The sequence below is a fragment of the Limnohabitans sp. 2KL-1 genome, assembly GCF_003063435.1.
Classification (GTDB): Bacteria; Pseudomonadota; Gammaproteobacteria; order Burkholderiales; family Burkholderiaceae_C; genus Limnohabitans_A.
In genome coordinates this window covers 33,162-53,375 of record NZ_NESL01000005.1, presented here as the reverse complement: position 1 = coordinate 53,375, position 20,214 = coordinate 33,162, and the positions used below count along the sequence as shown (strand labels likewise).

Here is a 20,214-nt window from a genome sequence, read left to right as displayed (position 1 = left end):
CCCGCATCAACCCGTACGCCACAGCCCATCCCAGGTCCATTCCTCGAACAAGCAGCCAAAAAGAGATCGCATCTCTGATGAGCGCTGAGGCGTACCCGAACTATTCCGGAGAACCCAGTGCTTTTGTCTCTTCAGGGAACCTTCCCGCCCGCCATCTTGGCGCTCGCAGACGGCACGGTCTTTATCGGCAACTCGATTGGAGCCACCGGCTCCACAGTCGGCGAAGTGGTGTTCAACACCTCGCTCACCGGCTACCAGGAAATCCTCACCGACCCCAGCTACTGCCAGCAGATCGTCACCCTGACGTATCCGCACATCGGTAACTACGGCGTCAACGCGGAAGACATCGAAGCTGACAAAGTCCATGCTGCAGGCTTGATCATCAAAGACTTGCCTTTGGTCGCAAGCAACTTCCGCTCTAGCCAAACCTTGTCTGGCTACTTGTCGGATGCAGGGACCGTGGCCATTGCCAACATCGACACCCGTCAACTCACACGCTTATTGCGCACAAAGGGTGCGCAAAACGGTGCCATTGTGGGTTTGGCCAAAGGCCAAGAAGTCACTCAAGCGGTGATCGACCAAGCGGTGGCTGCTGCCAAAGGCGCACCTGACATGGCTGGCCTTGATTTGGCGCAAAAAGTGACGGTGTCCAAGTCGTATGAATGGACGCAAACTGAATGGGCATTGGGCGAAGGCTACGGCAACTTGACAGCGCCCAAGTTCCATGTGGTCGCGTATGACTTCGGTGTCAAGAAAAACATCTTGCGCATGTTGGCTGAGCGCGGTTGCAAAGTCACTGTGGTCCCTGCGAAGACACCCGCAGCCGAAGTGCTCCAACACAAACCCGATGGCATCTTTTTGTCCAATGGCCCTGGCGATCCACAGCCTTGTGATTACGCGATTGCAGCGGCGGCCGAGTTGATTGAAACCGGCATCCCGACATTCGGCATTTGCCTGGGTCATCAGATCATGGCCTTGGCCAGTGGCGCCAAGACCTTCAAGATGAAGTTCGGCCACCATGGTGCGAACCACCCTGTGAAAGACCTCGACTCGGGTCGCGTGTCCATCACCAGCCAAAACCACGGTTTTGCGGTGGACGAAAAATCTTTGCCCGCCAACTTGCGTGCCACCCACGTGTCTTTGTTTGACGGCACTTTGCAGGGTTTGGCCCGCACCGACAAGCCTGCGTTTTGCTTCCAGGGTCATCCTGAGGCATCGCCAGGCCCGCACGACATCGCTTACCTCTTTGACCGCTTCATCCAGTTGATGGCGAGCAAGTCATGAGTTTTTACGGCGTCACCGATATTTGGACATACGTGCTGGGCGCGCTGGGCATCATTTTGCTGCCAGGCCCCAATTCGTTGTTCGTGTTGTCGGTGGCCACGGCCCGTGGTGTTAAAGCGGGCTACCAGGGTGCCTTGGGTGTTTTTGTGGGCGATACCATTTTGTTGGCGCTGACCGCCTTGGGCGCGGCCAGCTTGCTGCGCGCCCACCCGGCATTGTTCATGGTGGTGAAGTATGCCGGTGCGGCTTATTTGGCCTTGGTGGGCCTGAATCTGATTCGTTCTGCATTCCGTGCGTGGCATGCCACAGACGCGAGTTTGCCGAAGACCCCCACGGCCGAAAGTCCGGCGCATTTGGCCAGTCCGTTCAAGCGGGCCCTGGCGATCAGCTTGCTCAATCCCAAGGCCATTTTGTTTTTGTTGTCGTTCTTTGTTCAATTCATCGAACCAACTTATGAAACACCCGCAGTGCCATTTTTGATACTGAGCGTCATTGTCATGACGTTCAGTGCTGTTTATTTGTCTGCCCTGATTTTTGCCGGTGTTCGATTGGCTCAGGCTTTCCGCCAGCGTCAGCGCCTGTCGGCCGGTCTGTCCAGCTGCGTGGGTGGACTGTTTGTGTGGTTTGGCGCCAAGCTGGCCACCGCAAGCCTCAACTGAAGCACAGACTGCACTGTTAAAGAAATATACAAGTACCGAAACATGCCAAAACGTACAGACCTCAAAAGTATCCTCATCATTGGCGCAGGCCCGATCATCATTGGTCAGGCCTGCGAGTTTGACTACTCCGGCGTGCAGGCTTGCAAAGCACTGCGCGAAGAGGGTTACAAAGTCATCCTGATCAACAGCAACCCCGCCACGATCATGACCGACCCGGCCACGGCCGACGTCACTTACATCGAGCCCATCACTTGGCAGACGGTCGAGAAGATCATCGCCAAAGAGCGCCCCGATGCGATCTTGCCCACCATGGGCGGCCAGACTGCGCTGAACTGCGCTTTGGACCTGTGGCACAACGGCGTGCTTGAAAAATACAAAGTCGAACTGATCGGTGCCACGCCAGAAGCCATCGACAAAGCCGAAGACCGCCTGAAGTTCAAAGACGCCATGACCAAAATCGGTCTGGGATCGGCCCGCTCCGGCATCGCCCACAGCATGGAAGAAGCTTGGGATGTGCAAAAGACATTGGGTTTCCCCACCGTCATCCGCCCCAGCTTCACGTTGGGTGGTACGGGCGGCGGCATTGCCTACAACCCTGAAGAATTTGAAGTCATTTGCAAACGCGGTCTGGAGGCATCGCCTACCACCGAGTTGTTGATTGAAGAGTCCTTGCTCGGCTGGAAAGAGTACGAGATGGAAGTGGTGCGCGACAAGGCGGACAACTGCATCATCATCTGCTCGATCGAAAACTTGGACCCCATGGGTGTGCACACTGGTGACTCCATCACCGTGGCACCGGCACAAACCTTGACCGACAAGGAATACCAAATCCTGCGCAACGCCTCTTTGGCTGTGTTGCGCGAGATCGGTGTGGACACGGGCGGCTCGAACGTGCAGTTCTCCATCAACCCCAAAGATGGCCGCATGGTCGTCATCGAGATGAACCCCCGCGTGTCCCGCTCATCGGCTTTGGCGTCCAAAGCCACGGGTTTCCCGATTGCGAAAGTCGCGGCCAAGCTGGCTGTGGGCTACACGCTCGACGAGCTGCGCAACGAAATCACAGGCGGTGCAACGCCCGCGTCGTTCGAGCCTTCGATCGACTACGTGGTCACCAAGATTCCACGTTTTGCTTTTGAGAAATTCCCGACCGCCGACAGCCGCTTGACCACCCAGATGAAATCGGTGGGCGAGGTGATGGCCATGGGCCGCACCTTCCAGGAGTCCTTTCAGAAAGCCCTGCGCGGTCTGGAAGTGGGCGTGGACGGCATGAACGAAAAAACCCAGGACCGCGAAGTGCTCGAGAAAGAACTGGGTGAGCCTGGCCCCGAGCGCATCTGGTACGTGGGTGATGCATTCGCCATGGGCCTGAGCGTGGACGAGGTGTTTGCCTTGACCAAAATCGACCCTTGGTTCCTGGTGCAGATCGAAGAGATCGTGAAAATCGAGCTGGAACTTGAAACCACCACGCTGGAGGCGATCACTGCCGAAGAGCTGCGTGCGCTCAAGAAGAAAGGCTTCTCGGACCGCCGCCTGGCCAAGCTGCTCAAAACGACTGAGCATGTGGTGCGCGCACGCCGCCATGCCCTGAACATTCGCCCTGTGTACAAACGCGTGGACACCTGTGCGGCCGAGTTCTCGACCGACACCGCGTACATGTACTCATGTTACGAAGGTAATGGCAACACCTTCGGCGTGGGCGACGCCGAGTGCGAAGCCGAACCGACCACCAACAAGAAGATCATGGTGCTCGGTGGCGGCCCGAACCGCATTGGTCAGGGCATCGAGTTCGATTACTGCTGCGTGCACGCGGCTCTCGCCATGCGCGAAGACGGCTATGAAACCATCATGGTCAACTGCAACCCCGAGACCGTGTCGACCGATTACGACACCTCGGACCGCTTGTACTTCGAGCCTGTCACCTTGGAAGACGTGCTCGAAATCGTCGACAAGGAAAAGCCTACCGGCGTCATTGTTCAATACGGCGGTCAAACGCCTTTGAAGTTGGCTTTGGACTTGGAAGCGGCCGGCGTGCCCATCATCGGCACCAGCCCAGACATGATCGACGCGGCCGAAGATCGCGAGCGTTTCCAGAAGTTGTTGCAAGCCTTGGGCCTGCGTCAGCCACCCAACGCCACAGCCCGCACCGAGCCCGAAGCGCTGGAAAAAGCAGCCGCCTTGGGCTACCCGCTGGTCGTGCGCCCCAGCTACGTGCTGGGTGGCCGTGCCATGGAAATCGTGCACGAGCAACGTGACTTGGAGCGCTACATGCGCGAAGCGGTCAAGGTGTCGCACGATTCACCTGTGTTGTTGGACCGTTTCCTGAACGACGCCATCGAGTGCGATGTGGACTGTCTGCGCGACCCCGAAGGCAAAACCTTCATCGGTGGCGTGATGGAACACATTGAACAGGCGGGTGTGCACAGCGGTGACTCGGCTTGCTCCTTGCCGCCGTACTCTTTGTCTGCTGAAACCGTGACCGAACTCAAGCGCCAATCGGCCGCCATGGCCGGTGCTCTGAACGTGGTGGGTCTGATGAACGTGCAGTTCGCCATCCAGCACGTCGACGGCAAAGACGTGATTTACGTGCTGGAAGTGAACCCACGCGCTTCACGCACCGTGCCTTATGTTTCCAAAGCCACGGGCATCCAGTTGGCCAAGGTGGCAGCGCGCTGCATGGCGGGCCAGACGCTGGCATCGCAAGGCATCACCCAAGAAGTCACGCCACCTTATTTCAGCGTGAAAGAAGCGGTGTTCCCCTTCGTGAAGTTCCCGGGTGTGGACACGATCCTCGGCCCCGAGATGAAGTCGACCGGAGAAGTGATGGGGGTGGGCAAGACCTTTGGTGAAGCCTTTGTGAAGAGCCAGTTGGGCGCAGGCACCAAGCTGCCACGCCCAACCAAGGCCGACGGCACGCCATCGGGCAAGGTGTTCATTTCGGTCAAAAACAATGACAAGCCGCGTGCCATTGAGGTGGCTCGCCAGTTGGTCGCACAAGGCTTTGCTTTGATTGCCACCAAAGGCACTGCCCATGCGATCAATGCTGCTGGTGTAGCTTGTGCCACGGTGAACAAGGTGACCGAAGGTCGCCCCCACATCGTGGACATGATCAAGAACAACGAAGTCGTGCTGGTGATCAACACGGTCGAAGAGCGCCGCAATGCGATTGCCGATTCACGTCACATCCGTACCTCAGCCTTGCTCAACCGTGTCACGACTTTCACCACCATCGCAGGCGCGGAAGCGGCTGTGGAAGGCATGAAGTACATGGATCAGCTGGGTGTGATTTCCATCCAGGAAATGCACGCGCAATTGATGGCCTGAAACCTTGCCCCTCGCCCTGCACCCTTGCTTGGGTGCAAGGCATAATGCAGACAATGACCGCCGAGTCTCAACACTCGGCGGTTTGCTTTTGGAGAACTGAACATGTCAACCATCCCGATCACCAAACGTGGTGCTGAAAAACTCAAGGACGAGTTGCACCGCCTCAAAACGGTGGACCGCCCTGGCGTGATCCAGGCCATTGCCGAAGCGCGCGCCCAGGGGGACCTGAGCGAGAACGCCGAATACGATGCAGCCAAAGACCGTCAAGGCTTCATCGAAGGTCGGATTCAAGAAATCGAGGGCAAGTTGTCGGCCGCCCAGATCATCGATCCGGCGACGGTGGATGCGGGTGGTCGTGTGGTGTTTGGCACCACCGTCGAGCTGGAAGACGAGAGCTCGGGCGAGGCCGTGACCTATCAGATCGTGGGCGAGGACGAAGCCGATTTGAAGCTGGGCCTGGTCAATATCAGCAGCCCAATTGCACGCGCCTTGATTGGCAAGGAAGAGGGCGATGTGGCCGAAGTGCAGGCTCCGGGCGGTGTGCGCCGTTACGAGATTGTGGGCGTGTCTTACGTTTGAAAAATAAAGGCCGTTGTGAAACGGCCTTTATGGGCGCTATCTGCCCGATTCGGGCAGAAATGCATTCAGTCGTGGCGGCCTTTTTTGACCGACTTTTGCTTGGGCTTGGCCCGTTTGATTTGGCCGCCAGCGGCCAGTCGCTGGTTGCCCAGTACGCGAACGGTTTTGACTTCAGGACGCTGACCGCCGCGTGAGCTGTACTTGAGGATCTTGAAGTCGCGTGGGCCGGCTTTACGGTCTTCGTCAACCTCTTTGATTTTTTCCGGCTGTGGGCGCCAGAGGATCAGCAGTTTGCCGATGTGCTGGATGGGCGCTGCGTTGAGTTGGTCGGCCAGTTGGGCGAACATGGCTTCACGTGCGGCACGGTCATCGCCCAGTACGCGGATCTTGATCAGGCCATGCGCGTTCAGGGCGGCTTCGGTTTCCTTGACGACGGCAGGAGTCAGGCCATCGCCGCCGATCATGACGACCGGATCGAGGTGGTGGGCATCGGCGCGAAAAACTTTGCGCTCGGCAGGTGTGAGTTGTATTTGGGGCATCCCCGTATTATCCCCGCAAGGACGCAAAAGAATGAAAGTCAAAACCAAAAGTAAAAAGGTCAACAAAGCGTGGTTGAACGACCACGTCAACGACACCTATGTGAAACTGGCCCTGAAAGAGGGTTACCGGGCGAGGGCGGCTTACAAACTCAAGGAAATCGATGAAACCCTGGGCTTGATCCGTCCAGGCGATCTGGTGGTGGACCTGGGCTCGGCCCCGGGTGCCTGGAGCCAATACCTGCGCCGCCGTTTGTCGCCAGACGGCGCGGCGGTGGGTGAGCTCAATGGCCGCATCATCGCGCTGGACATCTTGCCCATGGCCCCAGTGGAAGGAGTGCACTTCATCCAGGGTGATTTCCGTGAGAACGAAGTCGCTGCCTTGCTGGAGGCTGCTTTGGAGGGACGCCAGGCCGATGTGGTGGTCTCTGACATGGCCCCTAATCTGTCGGGCATCGAGTCTTCGGACGCCGCGCGGGTCCAGCATTTGATCGAGTTGGCGGTGGAGTTCGCCCAAAACCACATGAAGCCGCAGGGTGCTTTGGTGGTCAAGGTGTTTCACGGCAGTGGTTACAGCCAGATCGTCAAGATGTTCAAGGAGACGTTCAAGGTGGTCAAGCCGATCAAGCCCAAATCTTCCCGGGACAAGTCCTCGGAGACTTTTTTGGTGGGCATGGGCCTGATTCACGGCGTTTGATGTCGTAATTCCTGCCTTTTAGAGGGCCAAAACACCCTCCGGGTGCCATCAGCGCCCTCTACAGGCCTAGAATGAGAACAGTCTTTTTTTTCGATTGGAGCCCCTCTTGAATAACCCTTGGTTTTCCAAAATTGCCGTGTGGATGGTGATTGCCATGGTGCTGTTCACCTTGTTCAAGCAATTTGACAACCGTGGTGTCGCAGGTGCGAACGCCATTGGCTATTCAGATTTCCTCGAAGAGGTTCGCGGTAACCGGATCAAGAGCGCCACCATTTCCGAGAGCCCCGGCGGCACTGAAATTCTGGCCATCACCAACGACGACCGCCGCATCAAAACGACCGCCACTTACCTCGACCGCGGTCTGGTGGGTGACCTGATCAACAGTGGTGTGAAGTTCGACGTCAAGCCCCGCGAGGAGGGCTCGCTGCTCATGACCTTGCTGGTCAGTTGGGGGCCGATGCTGCTGTTGATCGGCGTCTGGGTGTACTTCATGCGCCAGATGCAAGGCGGCGGCAAAGGCGGTGCCTTCAGTTTTGGCAAGTCCAAGGCCCGCATGCTGGACGAAAACAACAACCAGGTCACCTTTGCGGACGTGGCTGGTTGCGATGAAGCCAAGGAGGAAGTCAAGGAAGTTGTCGATTTCCTGAAAGACCCCCAGAAGTTTCAAAAGCTCGGCGGCCGCATTCCCCGTGGTTTGCTGCTGGTGGGCCCTCCGGGTACCGGTAAAACCCTGTTGGCCAAAGGCATTGCAGGCGAAGCCAAGGTCCCGTTTTTCAGCATCTCGGGCTCCGACTTTGTGGAAATGTTTGTCGGCGTGGGCGCGGCCCGTGTCCGCGACATGTTTGAAAACGCCAAAAAGAACGCGCCTTGCATCATCTTCATTGACGAAATCGATGCCGTCGGTCGCCAGCGCGGTGCCGGTTTGGGCGGTGGCAACGATGAGCGCGAGCAAACACTCAACCAGATGCTGGTAGAGATGGACGGTTTTGAGACCAACCTGGGTGTGATCGTGGTGGCGGCCACCAACCGCCCTGACATTCTGGACGCTGCCTTGTTGCGCCCCGGTCGTTTTGACCGTCAGGTGTATGTGACGTTGCCCGACATCCGTGGCCGTGAGCAGATCCTGAACGTGCACATGCGCAAGGTGCCGATTGGTCAGGACGTGAATGCCGGCGTGATCGCTCGTGGCACACCTGGCATGAGTGGCGCTGATTTGGCCAACCTGTGCAACGAAGCCGCCTTGATGGCAGCACGTCGAAACGCCCGTGTGGTCGAGATGGTGGACTTCGAAAAGGCCAAGGACAAAATCCTCATGGGTCCTGAGCGCAAGAGCATGGTCATGCCCGAGCATGAGCGTCGCAACACGGCTTACCACGAAGCGGGCCACGCCTTGATTGGCAAGTTGCTGCCCAAGTGCGATCCCGTGCACAAGGTCACCATCATCCCCCGTGGCCGCGCCTTGGGCGTGACCATGAGCCTGCCCGAGCAAGACCGCTACAGCTACGACAAAGAATTCATGCTGAACCAGATCAGCATGTTGTTCGGTGGTCGTATTGCCGAAGAGGTGTTCATGCACCAGATGACCACTGGCGCCAGCAACGACTTTGAGCGTGCGACCTCGATTGCCCGCGACATGGTGATGCGTTATGGCATGACCGACGCGCTGGGTCCGATGGTCTATGCCGAAAACGAAGGCGAAGTGTTCCTGGGCCGCTCGGTCACCAAGACCACCAACATGAGCGAGTCCACCATGCAAAAGGTGGATATGGAAGTGCGCCGCATCATCGACGAGCAGTACAAACTGGCCCGTCGCCTGATCGAGGAGCACAGTGCCCAGATGCACGCCATGGCCAAAGCCTTGCTGGAGTGGGAAACCATCGACAAGGACCAGATCGACGACATCATGGCCGGGCGCGATCCTTTGCCACCCAAGGACTGGACGCCTCGCACCCCTCCATCCGGTGGCGGTAACGGTGGCGGAACCTCTTCGGTTCAGCCTGAGCCAGCCACTACGGCCGCTTGATTTTTCAAGATCTGCGCAAAAACAGCGGGGCCCTCGGGCCCCGTTTCTCTTGGAATCACCCCGATGTACGCCTTCCAAACCCGCCCAAGAACAGCCATGCGCTGGCAAACCACCCGCTTTGATCTGGACCTGTCTCAGCCCAAAGTCATGGGCATTGTCAATCTCACGCCCGATTCGTTTTCGGACGGCGGACAACATGCCGAGACCACACAAGCCTTGCGCCACGCAGAGCAGCTGTTGCGAGATGGGGCTGACATTCTCGATATTGGTGCCGAATCCACCCGTCCCGGTGCTGTGGTGGTGCCCTTGGACCAGGAGTTGGCGCGGCTGGGTCCTTTTTTGCGTGAAGCGGTTCGCTGGCAGGTGCCGATTTCGGTGGACACTTACAAACCCGAAGTGATGCAGGCTGTTCTTGATGCGGGCGTGGACATCATCAATGACATCTGGGCCTTGCGCCAGCCGGGTGCCCTGCAGGCGGTGGCGGGCCACCCGAAGTGTGGGGTGTGTTTGATGCACATGCACCGTGATCCCCAAACCATGCAGATCGAGACCATGGCGGGCGATGTGCTGACTGAGGTGGAACGCTTTTTGGACCAGCGTGTGAGCCTGTTGTTGGGCTTGGGGGTGTCTGGGGCCCGCCTGATGCTGGATCCCGGCATCGGTTTTGGCAAAACCGTGGCCCAGAATTTTCAGCTGCTGGCCAGACAGGCCGATTTTTTGAGCTTGGGGTACCCTGTGTTGGCGGGTTGGTCCAGAAAATCGGCATTGGGGGCTGCGCTCACCCAGGATGGGCGAGTGCCAGAACCTGCGCAACGACAAGTGGCCAGTGTGGCGGCGGCCTTGTTGGCGGTGGAGCGGGGAGCTTCAGTGGTTCGGGTGCACGATGTGCAGGAGACGGTGCAGGCCCTCAAGGTTTGGTCCGCCATGCGGCAGCAGGACAATGAACATGACCTCTCCAATTGAGGGGAAGTGGACAAGTTCTGAAATTCGAGGGGCCTTGACAATCCGTGGGGAGGCGTACGCTCTCTTGAGGAGCGTCGTCCAAGTTGGGTGTACGACTAAAATTCACAGACTTGTCAGCAATCATTAGGAATCTTCATGGCGCGTCAATATTTCGGTACAGACGGTATCCGTGGCACAGTGGGGCAACGCCCCATCACGCCCGACTTCATTTTGCATCTGGCGCATGCCGTAGGTCGAGTTTTGAAGGCTCAGGACGCACATCCCACGGTGTTGATCGGAAAAGACACCCGTATTTCCGGCTACATGCTGGAAAGTGCATTGGAGTCGGGCTTCAACTCCGCAGGCGTGGATGTCGTGTTGCTGGGCCCGGTCCCTACGCCTGCCGTGGCTTACTTGACCCGAGCACAACGCGCTTCTTTGGGCGTGGTCATCAGCGCGAGCCACAACCCTTTTGCCGACAATGGCATCAAGTTTTTCAGTGCGCAAGGTAAAAAACTGTCGGACGCTTGGGAAGAGACGGTGGAGGCGACCTTGCTGCAAGACCCTGTCTGGGTGGACTCTGCCGCTTTGGGTAAAACCCGCCGGCTGGACGATGCGGCAGGCCGTTACATCGAATTTTGCAAGAGTACTTTCTCCAACGATCTGACCCTGAAGGGGCTGAAGATTGTGGTGGATGCCGCTCATGGCGCGGCCTACCAAATCGCCCCCAAGGTTTTTCATGAACTGGGTGCCGAGGTGATCGCCATCGGCTGCTCGCCCGACGGCCTGAACATCAACAAAGGCGTGGGTGCAACCCACCCGGAGGCGTTGGTACAGGCGGTCAAGGATCACCGGGCCGATTACGGCATTGCCTTGGATGGCGATGCCGACCGGTTGCAGTTCGTGGACGCCACGGGGCGACTCTTCAATGGCGATGAACTCTTGTACCTGATGGTGACCGACCGTTTGGCCCGTGACGAAGCTGTGCCCGGTGCGGTGGGCACCCTGATGACCAATCTGGCGGTGGAGGTTGCCCTCAAGCAACGGGGTGTGCAATTTGTGCGTGCCAAAGTGGGTGATCGTTATGTGCTGGAGGTCTTGCACGACAAAGGCTGGTTGCTCGGTGGTGAGGGCTCTGGTCACTTGCTCGCCTTGGACAAGCACACCACCGGTGATGGCTTGGTCAGTGCCTTGCAGGTGCTTCAAGCCTGTGTGGGCAGTGGCAAGACCATGGCGCAGTTGCTGGACGGCATCACGCTGTTTCCGCAAGTTCTGATCAATGTTCGCCTGTCCCCCGGCTTTGATTGGCAAGGCCATCAGCCGTTATGGGAGGCCACGCGGACGGCAGAAGCCGAGCTGGGCGATTCGGGCCGTGTGCTCATTCGCGCCAGTGGCACCGAGCCCTTGGTTCGTGTCATGGTTGAGGCGCGTGACGCAACTCAAGCGCAAGAATGCGCCCAGCGCATTGCGGCCACTTTGACTTGATGGGCTCTTGACACCGGCGAGGTCCGGCCTGGGGGTTTGGACGGCCGCCCGGCTGAACACCATGTCAGCGCCAAGGCTCAGTAAATCAGCCGTTCCGGTTTGATTTCCTGCAGGATGGTGGTCGCGATCTCTTCGATCGATTTGGTCGTGGTGGACAGCCAGCGGATGCCTGAGCGGCGCATCATGGCTTCAGCTTCCGAGACCTCCATCCGGCAGTTTTCAAGGCTGGCGTAACGCGAGTTGGGTCTGCGCTCTGCGCGAATTTCGGCCAGGCGGTCGGGATGAATGCTCAGGCCGAAGATTTTTTGGCGGTGTGGCATCAGTGCCGGCGGCAGCTGTTTGCGCTCAAAGTCTTCCGGAATGAGCGGGTAATTGGCCGCTTTGAGGCCATGTTGCATGGCCAGGTACAGGCTGGTCGGGGTTTTGCCGCTGCGGCTCACGCCCACCAAAATCACATCGGCCGATTCCAGATCCCGGTTGGACTGGCCATCGTCGTGGGCCAGCGAGAAGTTGATGGCTTCGATCCGGTCGTGGTATTCCTTGCTTTTGCTCACGTCCGAAAAGCGGCCCACCCGGTGGTGCGACTTGATGCCCAGCTCGTTTTCCAGCGGGTTCACGAAGGTGCCGAACATGTCCAGCAGCATGCCCTGGCAGTGCTCTTGCAGGACCTTGAGGACGTCCATGTTCACCAAGGTGGTGAAGACGATGGGTTTGGTGCCTTCGGTGTCGGCCGTGTGGTTGATTTGTCGAACCGCTTGGTGCGCTTTGTCGATGGTGTCGGTGAAGGGCAGTCGCACATGCCGCGTTTTCATGTCGAACTGCGCCAGGATGGCGTTGCCAAAAGTCTCGGCGGTGATGCCAGTGCCGTCAGACACGAAAAAAACAGTGCGTTTGGACATGCGTGCAAAAATTTCAAAGGGCAGGGGCAGCAAGCCCCCTAAAATGATTCGATTATCCATGGCCCCCGGTCGGCGCGCGAACCACAAGAACAACACAGCCCTTGACCTGCCCCATGGCACCTGGTTTTAACTTTGGAGCTTTGCATGTCTGATCTTTTCAGTGAGACCGCCCTGGTCGTCCCCTTTGAACAATTGCGCATGACCGACGTTGAGTCGGTCGGTGGCAAAAACGCCAGCCTGGGGGAGATGATTTCCCAGCTGCCATCGGGTGTGCGGGTGCCCACGGGCTTTGCCACCACCGCCCATGCGTTTCGCCAGTTCTTGGCTTTTGGCGGTCTGACCGAACGCATCAACGCCCGACTGGACGCCCTGGACACGGAAGATGTGCGCGCCTTGGCCGCCGCAGGTGCCGAGATCCGCGCCATGGTCGAAGCCCAGCCTTTTCCGGCCGATCTGGAAAAAGCCATTCGTGAAGAATTTGTGCGCCTGCAGGGCAGCAACCCCGAGGCTTCGTTTGCAGTGCGTTCTTCGGCCACGGCCGAAGATTTGCCTGACGCTTCCTTTGCCGGTCAGCAGGAGACTTTTCTGAACGTGGTCGGCATCGACGACGTGCTGCACAAAATGAAAGAGGTGTTTGCCTCGCTCTACAACGACCGGGCCATCAGCTATCGCGTGCACAAGGGCTTTGCCCACGCGGACGTGGCCTTGTCGGCGGGGGTCCAGCGCATGGTGCGCTCCGATCTGGGCGCGGCAGGCGTCATGTTCACCATCGACACCGAGTCGGGTTTTGAAGACGTGGTGTTCATTACCTCCAGCTACGGCCTGGGCGAGACGGTGGTGCAGGGCGCTGTGAACCCAGACGAGTTTTATGTGCACAAGCCCATGCTGGCTGCTGGCAAGCGCAGCGTGATCCGCCGCAACCTGGGCTCCAAGCTGATCGAGATGGTGTTTGCCACGCCGCAAGAAAAAGCCGCGTCAGGCAAGCTGGTCAAAACCACGGATGTGCCCACCGAACTGCGCAACCGTTACAGCCTGACCGATGACGAAGTCGAGCAACTGGCCCGCTACGCGGTGGTGATCGAGCAGCATTACGGCCGCCCCATGGACATCGAGTGGGGCAAAGACGGCACTGACGGCTTGCTCTACATCTTGCAAGCACGCCCTGAGACTGTGAAAAGTCAGGCCAAAGGCACGCCAGAGCTGCGTTACAAACTCAAGGGCAAGAGCGCCATCCTGGCCGAGGGTCGGGCGATTGGCCAAAAGATCGGCACGGGGCCTGTGCGTTTGGTCCACAACATCAGCGAGATGGACAAGGTCCAGCCCGGTGACGTGTTGGTGACCGACATGACCGACCCGAACTGGGAACCCGTGATGAAGCGCGCCAGCGCCATTGTCACGAACCGCGGTGGGCGCACTTGTCACGCCGCCATCATTGCCCGCGAATTGGGCATTCCGGCCGTGGTGGGTTGCGGCAACGCCACCGAGCAATTGACCGAAGGCACGCTGGTCACCGTCAGCTGCGCCGAGGGCGATACCGGTCACATTTACGACGGCTTGCTGGAAACCGAAATCAGCGAAATCCAGCGCGGCGTATTGCCCGAGATCAAGACCAAAATCATGATGAACGTGGGCAACCCCCAGCTGGCCTTTGACTTTGCCCAGCTGCCCAATGCCGGCGTGGGTCTGGCCCGTCTGGAGTTCATCATCAACAACAACATCGGCGTGCACCCCAAGGCCATCCTGGATTACCCCGCCATCGACGCCGACCTGAAAAAAGCCGTGGAATCGGTGGCCCGTGGCCATGCGTCTCCTCGTGCGTTTTACGTCGACAAGGTGGCCGAAGGCGTGGCCAGCATTGCCGCCGCTTTCTGGCCCAAGCCGGTCATCGTGCGTTTGTCCGACTTCAAGAGCAACGAATACCGCAAGCTCATTGGTGGCAGCCGTTACGAGCCGGAAGAAGAAAACCCGATGCTGGGTTTCCGGGGCGCAGCCCGTTACATCAGTGAAGATTTTGGTGAAGCGTTTGCCATGGAGTGCGAAGCCCTCAAGCGGGTGCGTGGCGAAATGGGGCTGACCAACGTTCAGATCATGGTGCCCTTTGTGCGCACACTGGGTCAGGCCGAGAAGGTCACCCAACTGCTGGCCACGCAAGGTTTGCGTCGCGGCGAAAACGACCTCAAAGTCATCATGATGTGCGAAGTGCCCAGCAACGCCATCCTGGCGGAGCAGTTCCTTGAATTTTTTGATGGCTTCTCGATCGGCTCGAACGACCTGACCCAGCTGACTTTGGGTCTGGACCGTGACTCTGGCATGGAGTTGCTCGCCAGGGATTTCGACGAACGTGATCCAGCGGTGACGGCCTTGATTTCGCAGGCCATCAAAGCCTGCCTGGCGCAGGGCAAGTACATCGGCATTTGCGGTCAAGGCCCTTCAGACCATCCCGACTTCGCGCATTGGCTGATGGACCAAGGCATCAGTTCGATCTCATTGAACCCGGATACGGTGATCGAGACCTGGACCAATTTGGGTCGTTGAGTCGGGTCAGGCCAAGCGATGACGAAGCCAGGGGACGTGGATATTTCTACCGCTTACCGCTGGCGGCTTCATCGCAACTTCCTGATTTACATCCTCATTTTGCTCAGCTTGATGGGGGCCATGGCCTGGGCTGAGCAATGGGGTTTGTCGCGCAATCTGATCGGGCCCATATTTTTGTTCAGCACGGTCATGATCTATGCCTTGATTGGCATCTCGGGCCGAACCAGTGACGAAGACGAGTATTACGTAGCAGGTCGCCGCATCCCCGCCATGTACAACGGCATGGCCACAGCAGCCGATTGGATGAGTGCTGCGTCCTTCATCAGTCTGGCGGGCGCGCTGTACTTGCAAGGTTTTTCGGGCAGCGGTCAGCAACCGGGCGGGCTGGCTTATGTCATGGGGTGGACAGGGGGCTTTTGCCTGGTGGCCTTGCTGATTGCGCCGCATTTACGGGCCATGAAACTGTACACCTTGCCCGATTATTTTGATCGCCGTTATGGTGGGCAATGGCCCAGACTGATCGCCGCTGTGGCTTCGGTTTTATGTTCATTCACCTACGTGGTGGCACAGATTTACGGGATCGGTTTGATCGCCTCTCGTTTGACGGGTGTCCAGTTCGAGATCGGTATTTTGCTCGGATTGGGTGGCGTGTTGCTGTGCTCATTTTTGGGCGGCATGCGGGCCATCACTTGGACTCAGGTGGCGCAATACATCATGCTACTGCTGGCTTTTTTGATCCCTGTTTCCTGGTTGGCCTACAAGCAGTTGGGCTCGCCTGTGGCACCTTTGGTGTATGGCCATCAGCTGTCGCGCATCGCCGAAATTGAAAAGCGTTTGATGGACGATCCTGGCGAAGTTCAAGTGCGCCAAGAGTATGCCCGCAGGGCCAAGTTGTACGCGACGCGTTTGCAAAACGTGGAGGAGTCGATTGTTGAACTGCGTTTGGAGCTGGAGGAGAAAATCCGCAGTCTCAAAGCGAAGGGCGCTGATTTTGCGACGATTGCACAGGTGCGCAGAGCTTTATTGGCCGTGCCCCGGGATCCTTTTGAAGCGCGTGAGCAATGGTCAAAAGCCATGCAAGATAATTTGGAAAAATCGCGTGCTTTGGGGGGCATGCCTGCCCATTCGCAATCTTTCACCGGCGATCCAGATGGCGATGCCGCTGAATCCAGATTGTTTTCGGAGTCGCGTCTGAATTTCCTGGCCCTTGTTTTTTGCCTCATGGTGGGGACGGCCGGTTTGCCCCATTTGCTGACCCGTTTCTACACATCCCCATCGGTTGCGGAAACACGTACTTCAGTGGCTTGGTCCTTGTTTTTTATCGGTTTACTGTATCTCAGCGTGCCAGCATTGGCCGTGATGGTGAAGTTTGAGGTGTTGAATAACTTGGTAGGGCGAAGCTTTGACGACCTGCCTTCGTGGATGGCCCAGTGGGCCAGACTTGATTCTGGTTTGCTCGCATTTTCGGATGTCAACGGCGACGGTATTTTGCAACTGGGCGAGTTGAAATTAGGTGCCGACATGATCATGTTGGCAACCCCGGAACTCGGAGGCATGCCCTTTGTGGTGTCGGGGCTGGTTGCGGCAGGAGGTTTGGCCGCAGCCTTGTCGACGGCCGACGGTTTGCTGTTGACCATCAGCAATGCCTTGGTGCGTGATATGGCGCCCAAGGATGGCCCAGGTCCCAGGTCGGCAGAGGGGCGGGTCATTTTGTCCAAATTTGCCTTGCTGGCCGTTGCCATGCTGGCGGCCGTTGTGGCGGCCTTCAAACCTGCTGAAATTCTGGCGCTGGTGTCAGCATCATTTTCTCTGGCGGCTGCCGCATTTTTTCCGGGCATGGTTTTGGGAATGCTTTGGCCACGTGTCCAGCGCTTGGCTGTGGTCATGGGCATGTTGTCGGGTTTGGGGGTCACGCTTTATTACTTGTTTGTCAATGCACCTTCTTTCAGGCATTTTTGGGGTCTTGACCCCTATGGGGGTCTGTGGTTCGGTATTCAGCCGCTTTCGGCGGGCGTGTTTGGTGTTCCTGCAGGCTTTGCTGTGATCGTGTTGGTTACTTGCTTGACCCCTTCGCGGCAGATGCATGAACAGCGTTGACCTGCTCTTTGAAGGTAACAAGTGAATTCGTTGGCTTGTGAAATCAAGCTATAATAGTAGGCTTCGCCTTGCTGCACCCCGACAGACGCTGGGGGCAGCTATTCCAACCATTTGGGTTAACCTCAAGGAGTCTCAATGCGTCATTACGAAATCATTTTGCTGATCCATCCCGATCAGTCCGAACAAGTTCCAGCCATGCTGGAGCGTTACAAAGGCATGATCACTGCCGGCGGTGGCCAAATCCACCGTGTCGAAGACTGGGGCCGCCGTCAATTGGCATACCAGATCAACAAGTTGGGCAAAGCCCACTACCTGTGCGTGAACATTGAAGCCGACCAAGCTGTCATGGCTGAACTGGAGCACGCCTTCAAGTTCAACGATGCTGTTTTGCGTCACCTGACTGTGCTCAAGAAAAAAGCCGACACCGCTCCTTCATCCATGATGAAGACCGTTGAGCGCGAAGAAGCCCGCAAGTCACAACAAGCCGAATTCGCCGCTTGACACGTGCCTGTTGAGGAGTGAACTGCACAGAACTGACCGCCTGTATTGCCGAGCAAGCCGCTCTGCGATACACCCCCGCCGGTTTGCCCGCTCTGGATTTGATTCTGGAGCATGCCTCTGAAGTACAAGAGGCAGGACAAGCCCGCAAAGTCCAGCTCAAGCTTCGTGCCTTGGCCTTCGGGTCACTGGCTGAAACGCTGGTCAAACAAGCGGTAGGCAGCGTCTGGACGTTCAAAGGCTTTTTGGCCACCCCTCGACAAGGCAAAAGTGTCGTGTTGCACATTCAAGAGTTTCAGCAAGATTAATTTCAGGAGGCCCCATGGCCACGTTCAAAAAATTCAACAAAGACAAGCGCCCCAAGCGCAACACCCAGTCACTGCTGTTCAAGCGCAAGCGCTTTTGCCGCTTCACTGTGACCGGCGTCGAAGAAATCGACTACAAAGATGTGGACACATTGCGTGACTTCATCGCCGAAAACGGCAAGATCATCCCTGCGCGCCTGACTGGCACCCGTGCCATTTTCCAGCGTCAGCTCAACACCGCCATCAAGCGCGCACGCTTTTTGGCCATGTTGCCCTACACCGACCAGCACAAAGTCTAAGGAGTCCAACCATGCAAATCATCCTGCTCGAAAAGGTTGTGAACCTGGGTAATCTGGGCGATATCGTCAAAGTCAAAGACGGCTACGCTCGCAACTTCCTGATCCCACAAGGCCGTGCACGCCGCGCCACCGAAACCAACAAGGCCGAGTTCGAAGCCCGCCGCGTTGAACTCGAAAAAGCGGCTGCCGCCAAGTTGGCCGAAGCCCAAGCCCAAGGCGAGAAATTGTCTGGCCTGGTCGTCAAGTTGTCGCAAAAAGCTGGCGTCGATGGCCGTTTGTTTGGTTCCGTGACCAACCATGACATCGCCGAAGAGCTGAACAAGCAAGGCTACAAGTTGGTCAAATCCCAGATCCGTATGCCTCATGGCCCCATCAAAACCGTGAGCGAGTCCACAGTGTCTGTGGCTTTGCACACTGATGTGGTGGTGGACGTGACGGTGACGGTGCTCGGCGAAACAGCCTGATCACTGCTGAGTTCTGAAGAAAGCCGCCGGGCCTTGCGTCTGGCGGCTTTTTCATTTTTGGCCGTTATTCGTACAGCATTTTTCACCGGATGCTCAGAGCTTATCCACAGGTTTATCCCGGCTCCAATCCGTTTTTGCGACTACCATGACCTTTTGACGCCATCCATCCATGTCCGCCGTTTTTGCCTCCCCATTGAACACATTTCCCTCCGATTTTTCCGGCGACAGCCAGGTGGCCAAGCTCCGCGTGCCCCCGCACTCGATTGAAGCAGAGTCCAGTGTGCTCGGTGGCCTTTTGCTGGACAACGGCGCTTGGGATCGTGTCGGAGATTTGCTGGTTGATGGTGATTTTTATCGCCACGAGCACAAACTCATTTACGCCGCCATCGGTGCCCTGATCAACGCCTCCAAGCCTGCCGATGTCATCACGGTCAATGAGCAATTGCAAAACCAGGGCAAAGCTGAAGAAATGGGTGGGCTGGGTTACCTGAATTCGCTGGCGCAATACGTGCCCAGTGCCAGCAATATCCGCCGCTACGCAGAGATCGTGCGTGAGCGGTCCATTTTGCGCAAACTGGTCTCTGCCAGTGACGAGATCGCGACCAACGCCTTCAACCCTCAGGGCAAGGCGATTGACCGCATCCTGGACGAAGCCGAGCAAAAGATCTTCAACATTGGTGAAGAAGGCTCGCGCATGAAGCAGGGCTTCCAGTCGATGGACACGCTGGTGGTTGAACTGCTTGACCGCGTGCAGGAGATGGCCGACAACCCCAACGACATCACGGGGGTGCCCACGGGCTTTTACGACCTGGACCGCATGACGTCAGGCCTGCAGCCGGGGGACATGGTTGTTTTGGCTGCGCGTCCGTCCATGGGTAAAACGGCTTTTGCAATCAACATTGCAGAGCACGTGGCCTTGAACGAGGGTTTGCCGGTGGCGGTGTTCTCCATGGAAATGGGTGCATCCCAGCTGGCGGTTCGTGTGGTGGGCTCGATTGGTCGCATCGACCAGGGTCATTTGCGCACAGGCAAGCTCAGTGACGACGAGTGGCCACGACTGACTGAAGCGATTGAAAAACTGCGCACGGTGTCCTTGCACATCGATGAAACGCCAGGCCTCACACCTTCTGAATTGCGGGCCAATGCCCGCCGCTTGGCTCGCCAGTGCGGCAAGCTGGGGTTGATTGTGGTGGACTATTTGCAGTTGATGAGTGGCTCGGGCGGCTCTGGGGGGGACAACCGGGCCACCGAGTTGGGCGAGATTTCTCGGGGCCTGAAAATGCTGGCCAAGGAATTGCAGTGCCCGGTGATTGCCTTGTCGCAGCTGAACCGAAGCGTTGAGCAACGCACCGACAAGCGGCCCATGATGAGCGACTTGCGAGAGTCCGGCGCCATTGAGCAGGATGCCGACATCATCATGTTCATTTACCGCGATGACTATTACAACAAGGATTCCAAAGATCCGGGCGTGGCCGAGATCATCATTGGCAAGCAGCGTAACGGCCCGACAGGCACGGTCCGGCTGACCTTCCTGAAGAACCTGACCCGTTTTGAAAGCCTGGCCTCAGGCCTCAGCGACGATTACTGAGAC

Annotated in this window: 17 protein-coding genes; 15 read left to right on the top strand and 2 right to left on the bottom strand. The window is 57.7% G+C overall.

The features are described from left to right. Positions 1 to 117 precede the first annotated feature (117 nt). The 4 genes from carA (at position 118) to greA (ending at position 5,843) form a co-directional block, all read left to right on the top strand. Positions 118 to 1,284 carry a glutamine-hydrolyzing carbamoyl-phosphate synthase small subunit gene (gene carA / locus B9Z47_RS12135; protein ID WP_199226382.1) on the top strand — a complete coding sequence of 389 codons (1,167 nt, stop codon included), beginning with the start codon at positions 118 to 120 and terminating at the stop codon, positions 1,282 to 1,284. Then, positions 1,281 to 1,943 carry a leucine efflux protein LeuE gene (leuE, locus tag B9Z47_RS12130; protein WP_108331512.1) on the top strand — a complete coding sequence of 221 codons (663 nt, stop codon included), beginning with the start codon at positions 1,281 to 1,283 and terminating at the stop codon, positions 1,941 to 1,943. The genes carA and leuE overlap by 4 nt, the downstream gene beginning before the upstream one ends. A 42-nt stretch (positions 1,944 to 1,985) precedes the next feature. Further along, positions 1,986 to 5,264: a carbamoyl-phosphate synthase large subunit gene (gene carB / locus B9Z47_RS12125; protein ID WP_108331511.1), complete on the top strand. Its 3,279-nt coding sequence runs from the start codon at positions 1,986 to 1,988 to the stop codon at positions 5,262 to 5,264. A gap of 102 nt (positions 5,265 to 5,366) precedes the next feature. Next, positions 5,367 to 5,843: a transcription elongation factor GreA gene (greA, locus tag B9Z47_RS12120; protein ID WP_108331510.1), complete on the top strand. Its 477-nt coding sequence runs from the start codon at positions 5,367 to 5,369 to the stop codon at positions 5,841 to 5,843. Between the two features lie 65 nt (positions 5,844 to 5,908). Here greA and B9Z47_RS12115 read toward each other — a convergent pair whose 3' ends face one another. Then, positions 5,909 to 6,382 carry a YhbY family RNA-binding protein gene (locus tag B9Z47_RS12115; RefSeq protein ID WP_108331509.1) on the bottom strand — a complete coding sequence of 158 codons (474 nt, stop codon included), beginning with the start codon at positions 6,380 to 6,382 and terminating at the stop codon, positions 5,909 to 5,911. 31 nt (positions 6,383 to 6,413) lie between these two features. Here B9Z47_RS12115 and B9Z47_RS12110 point away from each other — a divergent pair, with 31 nt between their 5' ends. From B9Z47_RS12110 to glmM, 4 genes are all read left to right on the top strand, one after another. Then, a complete protein-coding gene (locus B9Z47_RS12110) occupies positions 6,414 to 7,076 on the top strand; it encodes an RlmE family RNA methyltransferase (RefSeq protein ID WP_108331508.1) in 663 nt (220 codons plus the stop codon). Between the two features lie 106 nt (positions 7,077 to 7,182). Next, complete coding sequence (gene ftsH, locus B9Z47_RS12105) at positions 7,183 to 9,099, top strand: ATP-dependent zinc metalloprotease FtsH (RefSeq protein ID WP_108331507.1); 1,917 nt, start codon at positions 7,183 to 7,185, stop codon at positions 9,097 to 9,099. Positions 9,100 to 9,195: 96 nt separating this feature from the next. After that, positions 9,196 to 10,062: a dihydropteroate synthase gene (gene folP, locus B9Z47_RS12100; RefSeq protein WP_108331506.1), complete on the top strand. Its 867-nt coding sequence runs from the start codon at positions 9,196 to 9,198 to the stop codon at positions 10,060 to 10,062. A gap of 135 nt (positions 10,063 to 10,197) precedes the next feature. Next, a complete protein-coding gene (glmM, locus tag B9Z47_RS12095; RefSeq protein ID WP_108331505.1) occupies positions 10,198 to 11,526 on the top strand; it encodes a phosphoglucosamine mutase in 1,329 nt (442 codons plus the stop codon). 77 nt (positions 11,527 to 11,603) lie between these two features. Here glmM and B9Z47_RS12090 read toward each other — a convergent pair whose 3' ends face one another. Next, complete coding sequence (locus B9Z47_RS12090) at positions 11,604 to 12,425, bottom strand: pyruvate, water dikinase regulatory protein (protein WP_108331616.1); 822 nt, start codon at positions 12,423 to 12,425, stop codon at positions 11,604 to 11,606. Positions 12,426 to 12,569: 144 nt separating this feature from the next. Here B9Z47_RS12090 and ppsA point away from each other — a divergent pair, with 144 nt between their 5' ends. From ppsA to dnaB, 7 genes are all read left to right on the top strand, one after another. Further along, complete coding sequence (gene ppsA / locus B9Z47_RS12085) at positions 12,570 to 14,960, top strand: phosphoenolpyruvate synthase (RefSeq protein WP_108331504.1); 2,391 nt, start codon at positions 12,570 to 12,572, stop codon at positions 14,958 to 14,960. A gap of 18 nt (positions 14,961 to 14,978) precedes the next feature. After that, positions 14,979 to 17,057, top strand: coding sequence for a VC_2705 family sodium/solute symporter (locus B9Z47_RS12080; protein ID WP_108331503.1), 2,079 nt, complete (start codon positions 14,979 to 14,981; stop codon positions 17,055 to 17,057). Positions 17,058 to 17,192: 135 nt separating this feature from the next. Beyond that, positions 17,193 to 17,558 (top strand): 30S ribosomal protein S6, encoded by a 366-nt coding sequence (rpsF, locus tag B9Z47_RS12075; protein ID WP_108331502.1) that lies wholly within the window; start codon positions 17,193 to 17,195, stop codon positions 17,556 to 17,558. 17 nt (positions 17,559 to 17,575) lie between these two features. Next, on the top strand, positions 17,576 to 17,863 hold the full coding sequence (gene priB, locus B9Z47_RS12070; protein ID WP_108331501.1) for a primosomal replication protein N: 288 nt from the start codon (positions 17,576 to 17,578) through the stop codon (positions 17,861 to 17,863). Positions 17,864 to 17,877: 14 nt separating this feature from the next. Then, entirely contained in the window at positions 17,878 to 18,159 is a 282-nt protein-coding gene (gene rpsR / locus B9Z47_RS12065) for a 30S ribosomal protein S18 (RefSeq protein WP_019427495.1), read from the top strand. Positions 18,160 to 18,170: 11 nt separating this feature from the next. Next, positions 18,171 to 18,623: a 50S ribosomal protein L9 gene (gene rplI / locus B9Z47_RS12060; protein WP_108331500.1), complete on the top strand. Its 453-nt coding sequence runs from the start codon at positions 18,171 to 18,173 to the stop codon at positions 18,621 to 18,623. A 169-nt stretch (positions 18,624 to 18,792) separates the two neighbouring features. Beyond that, positions 18,793 to 20,211 carry a replicative DNA helicase gene (dnaB, locus tag B9Z47_RS12055; protein ID WP_108331499.1) on the top strand — a complete coding sequence of 473 codons (1,419 nt, stop codon included), beginning with the start codon at positions 18,793 to 18,795 and terminating at the stop codon, positions 20,209 to 20,211. Positions 20,212 to 20,214: the final 3 nt, after the last annotated feature.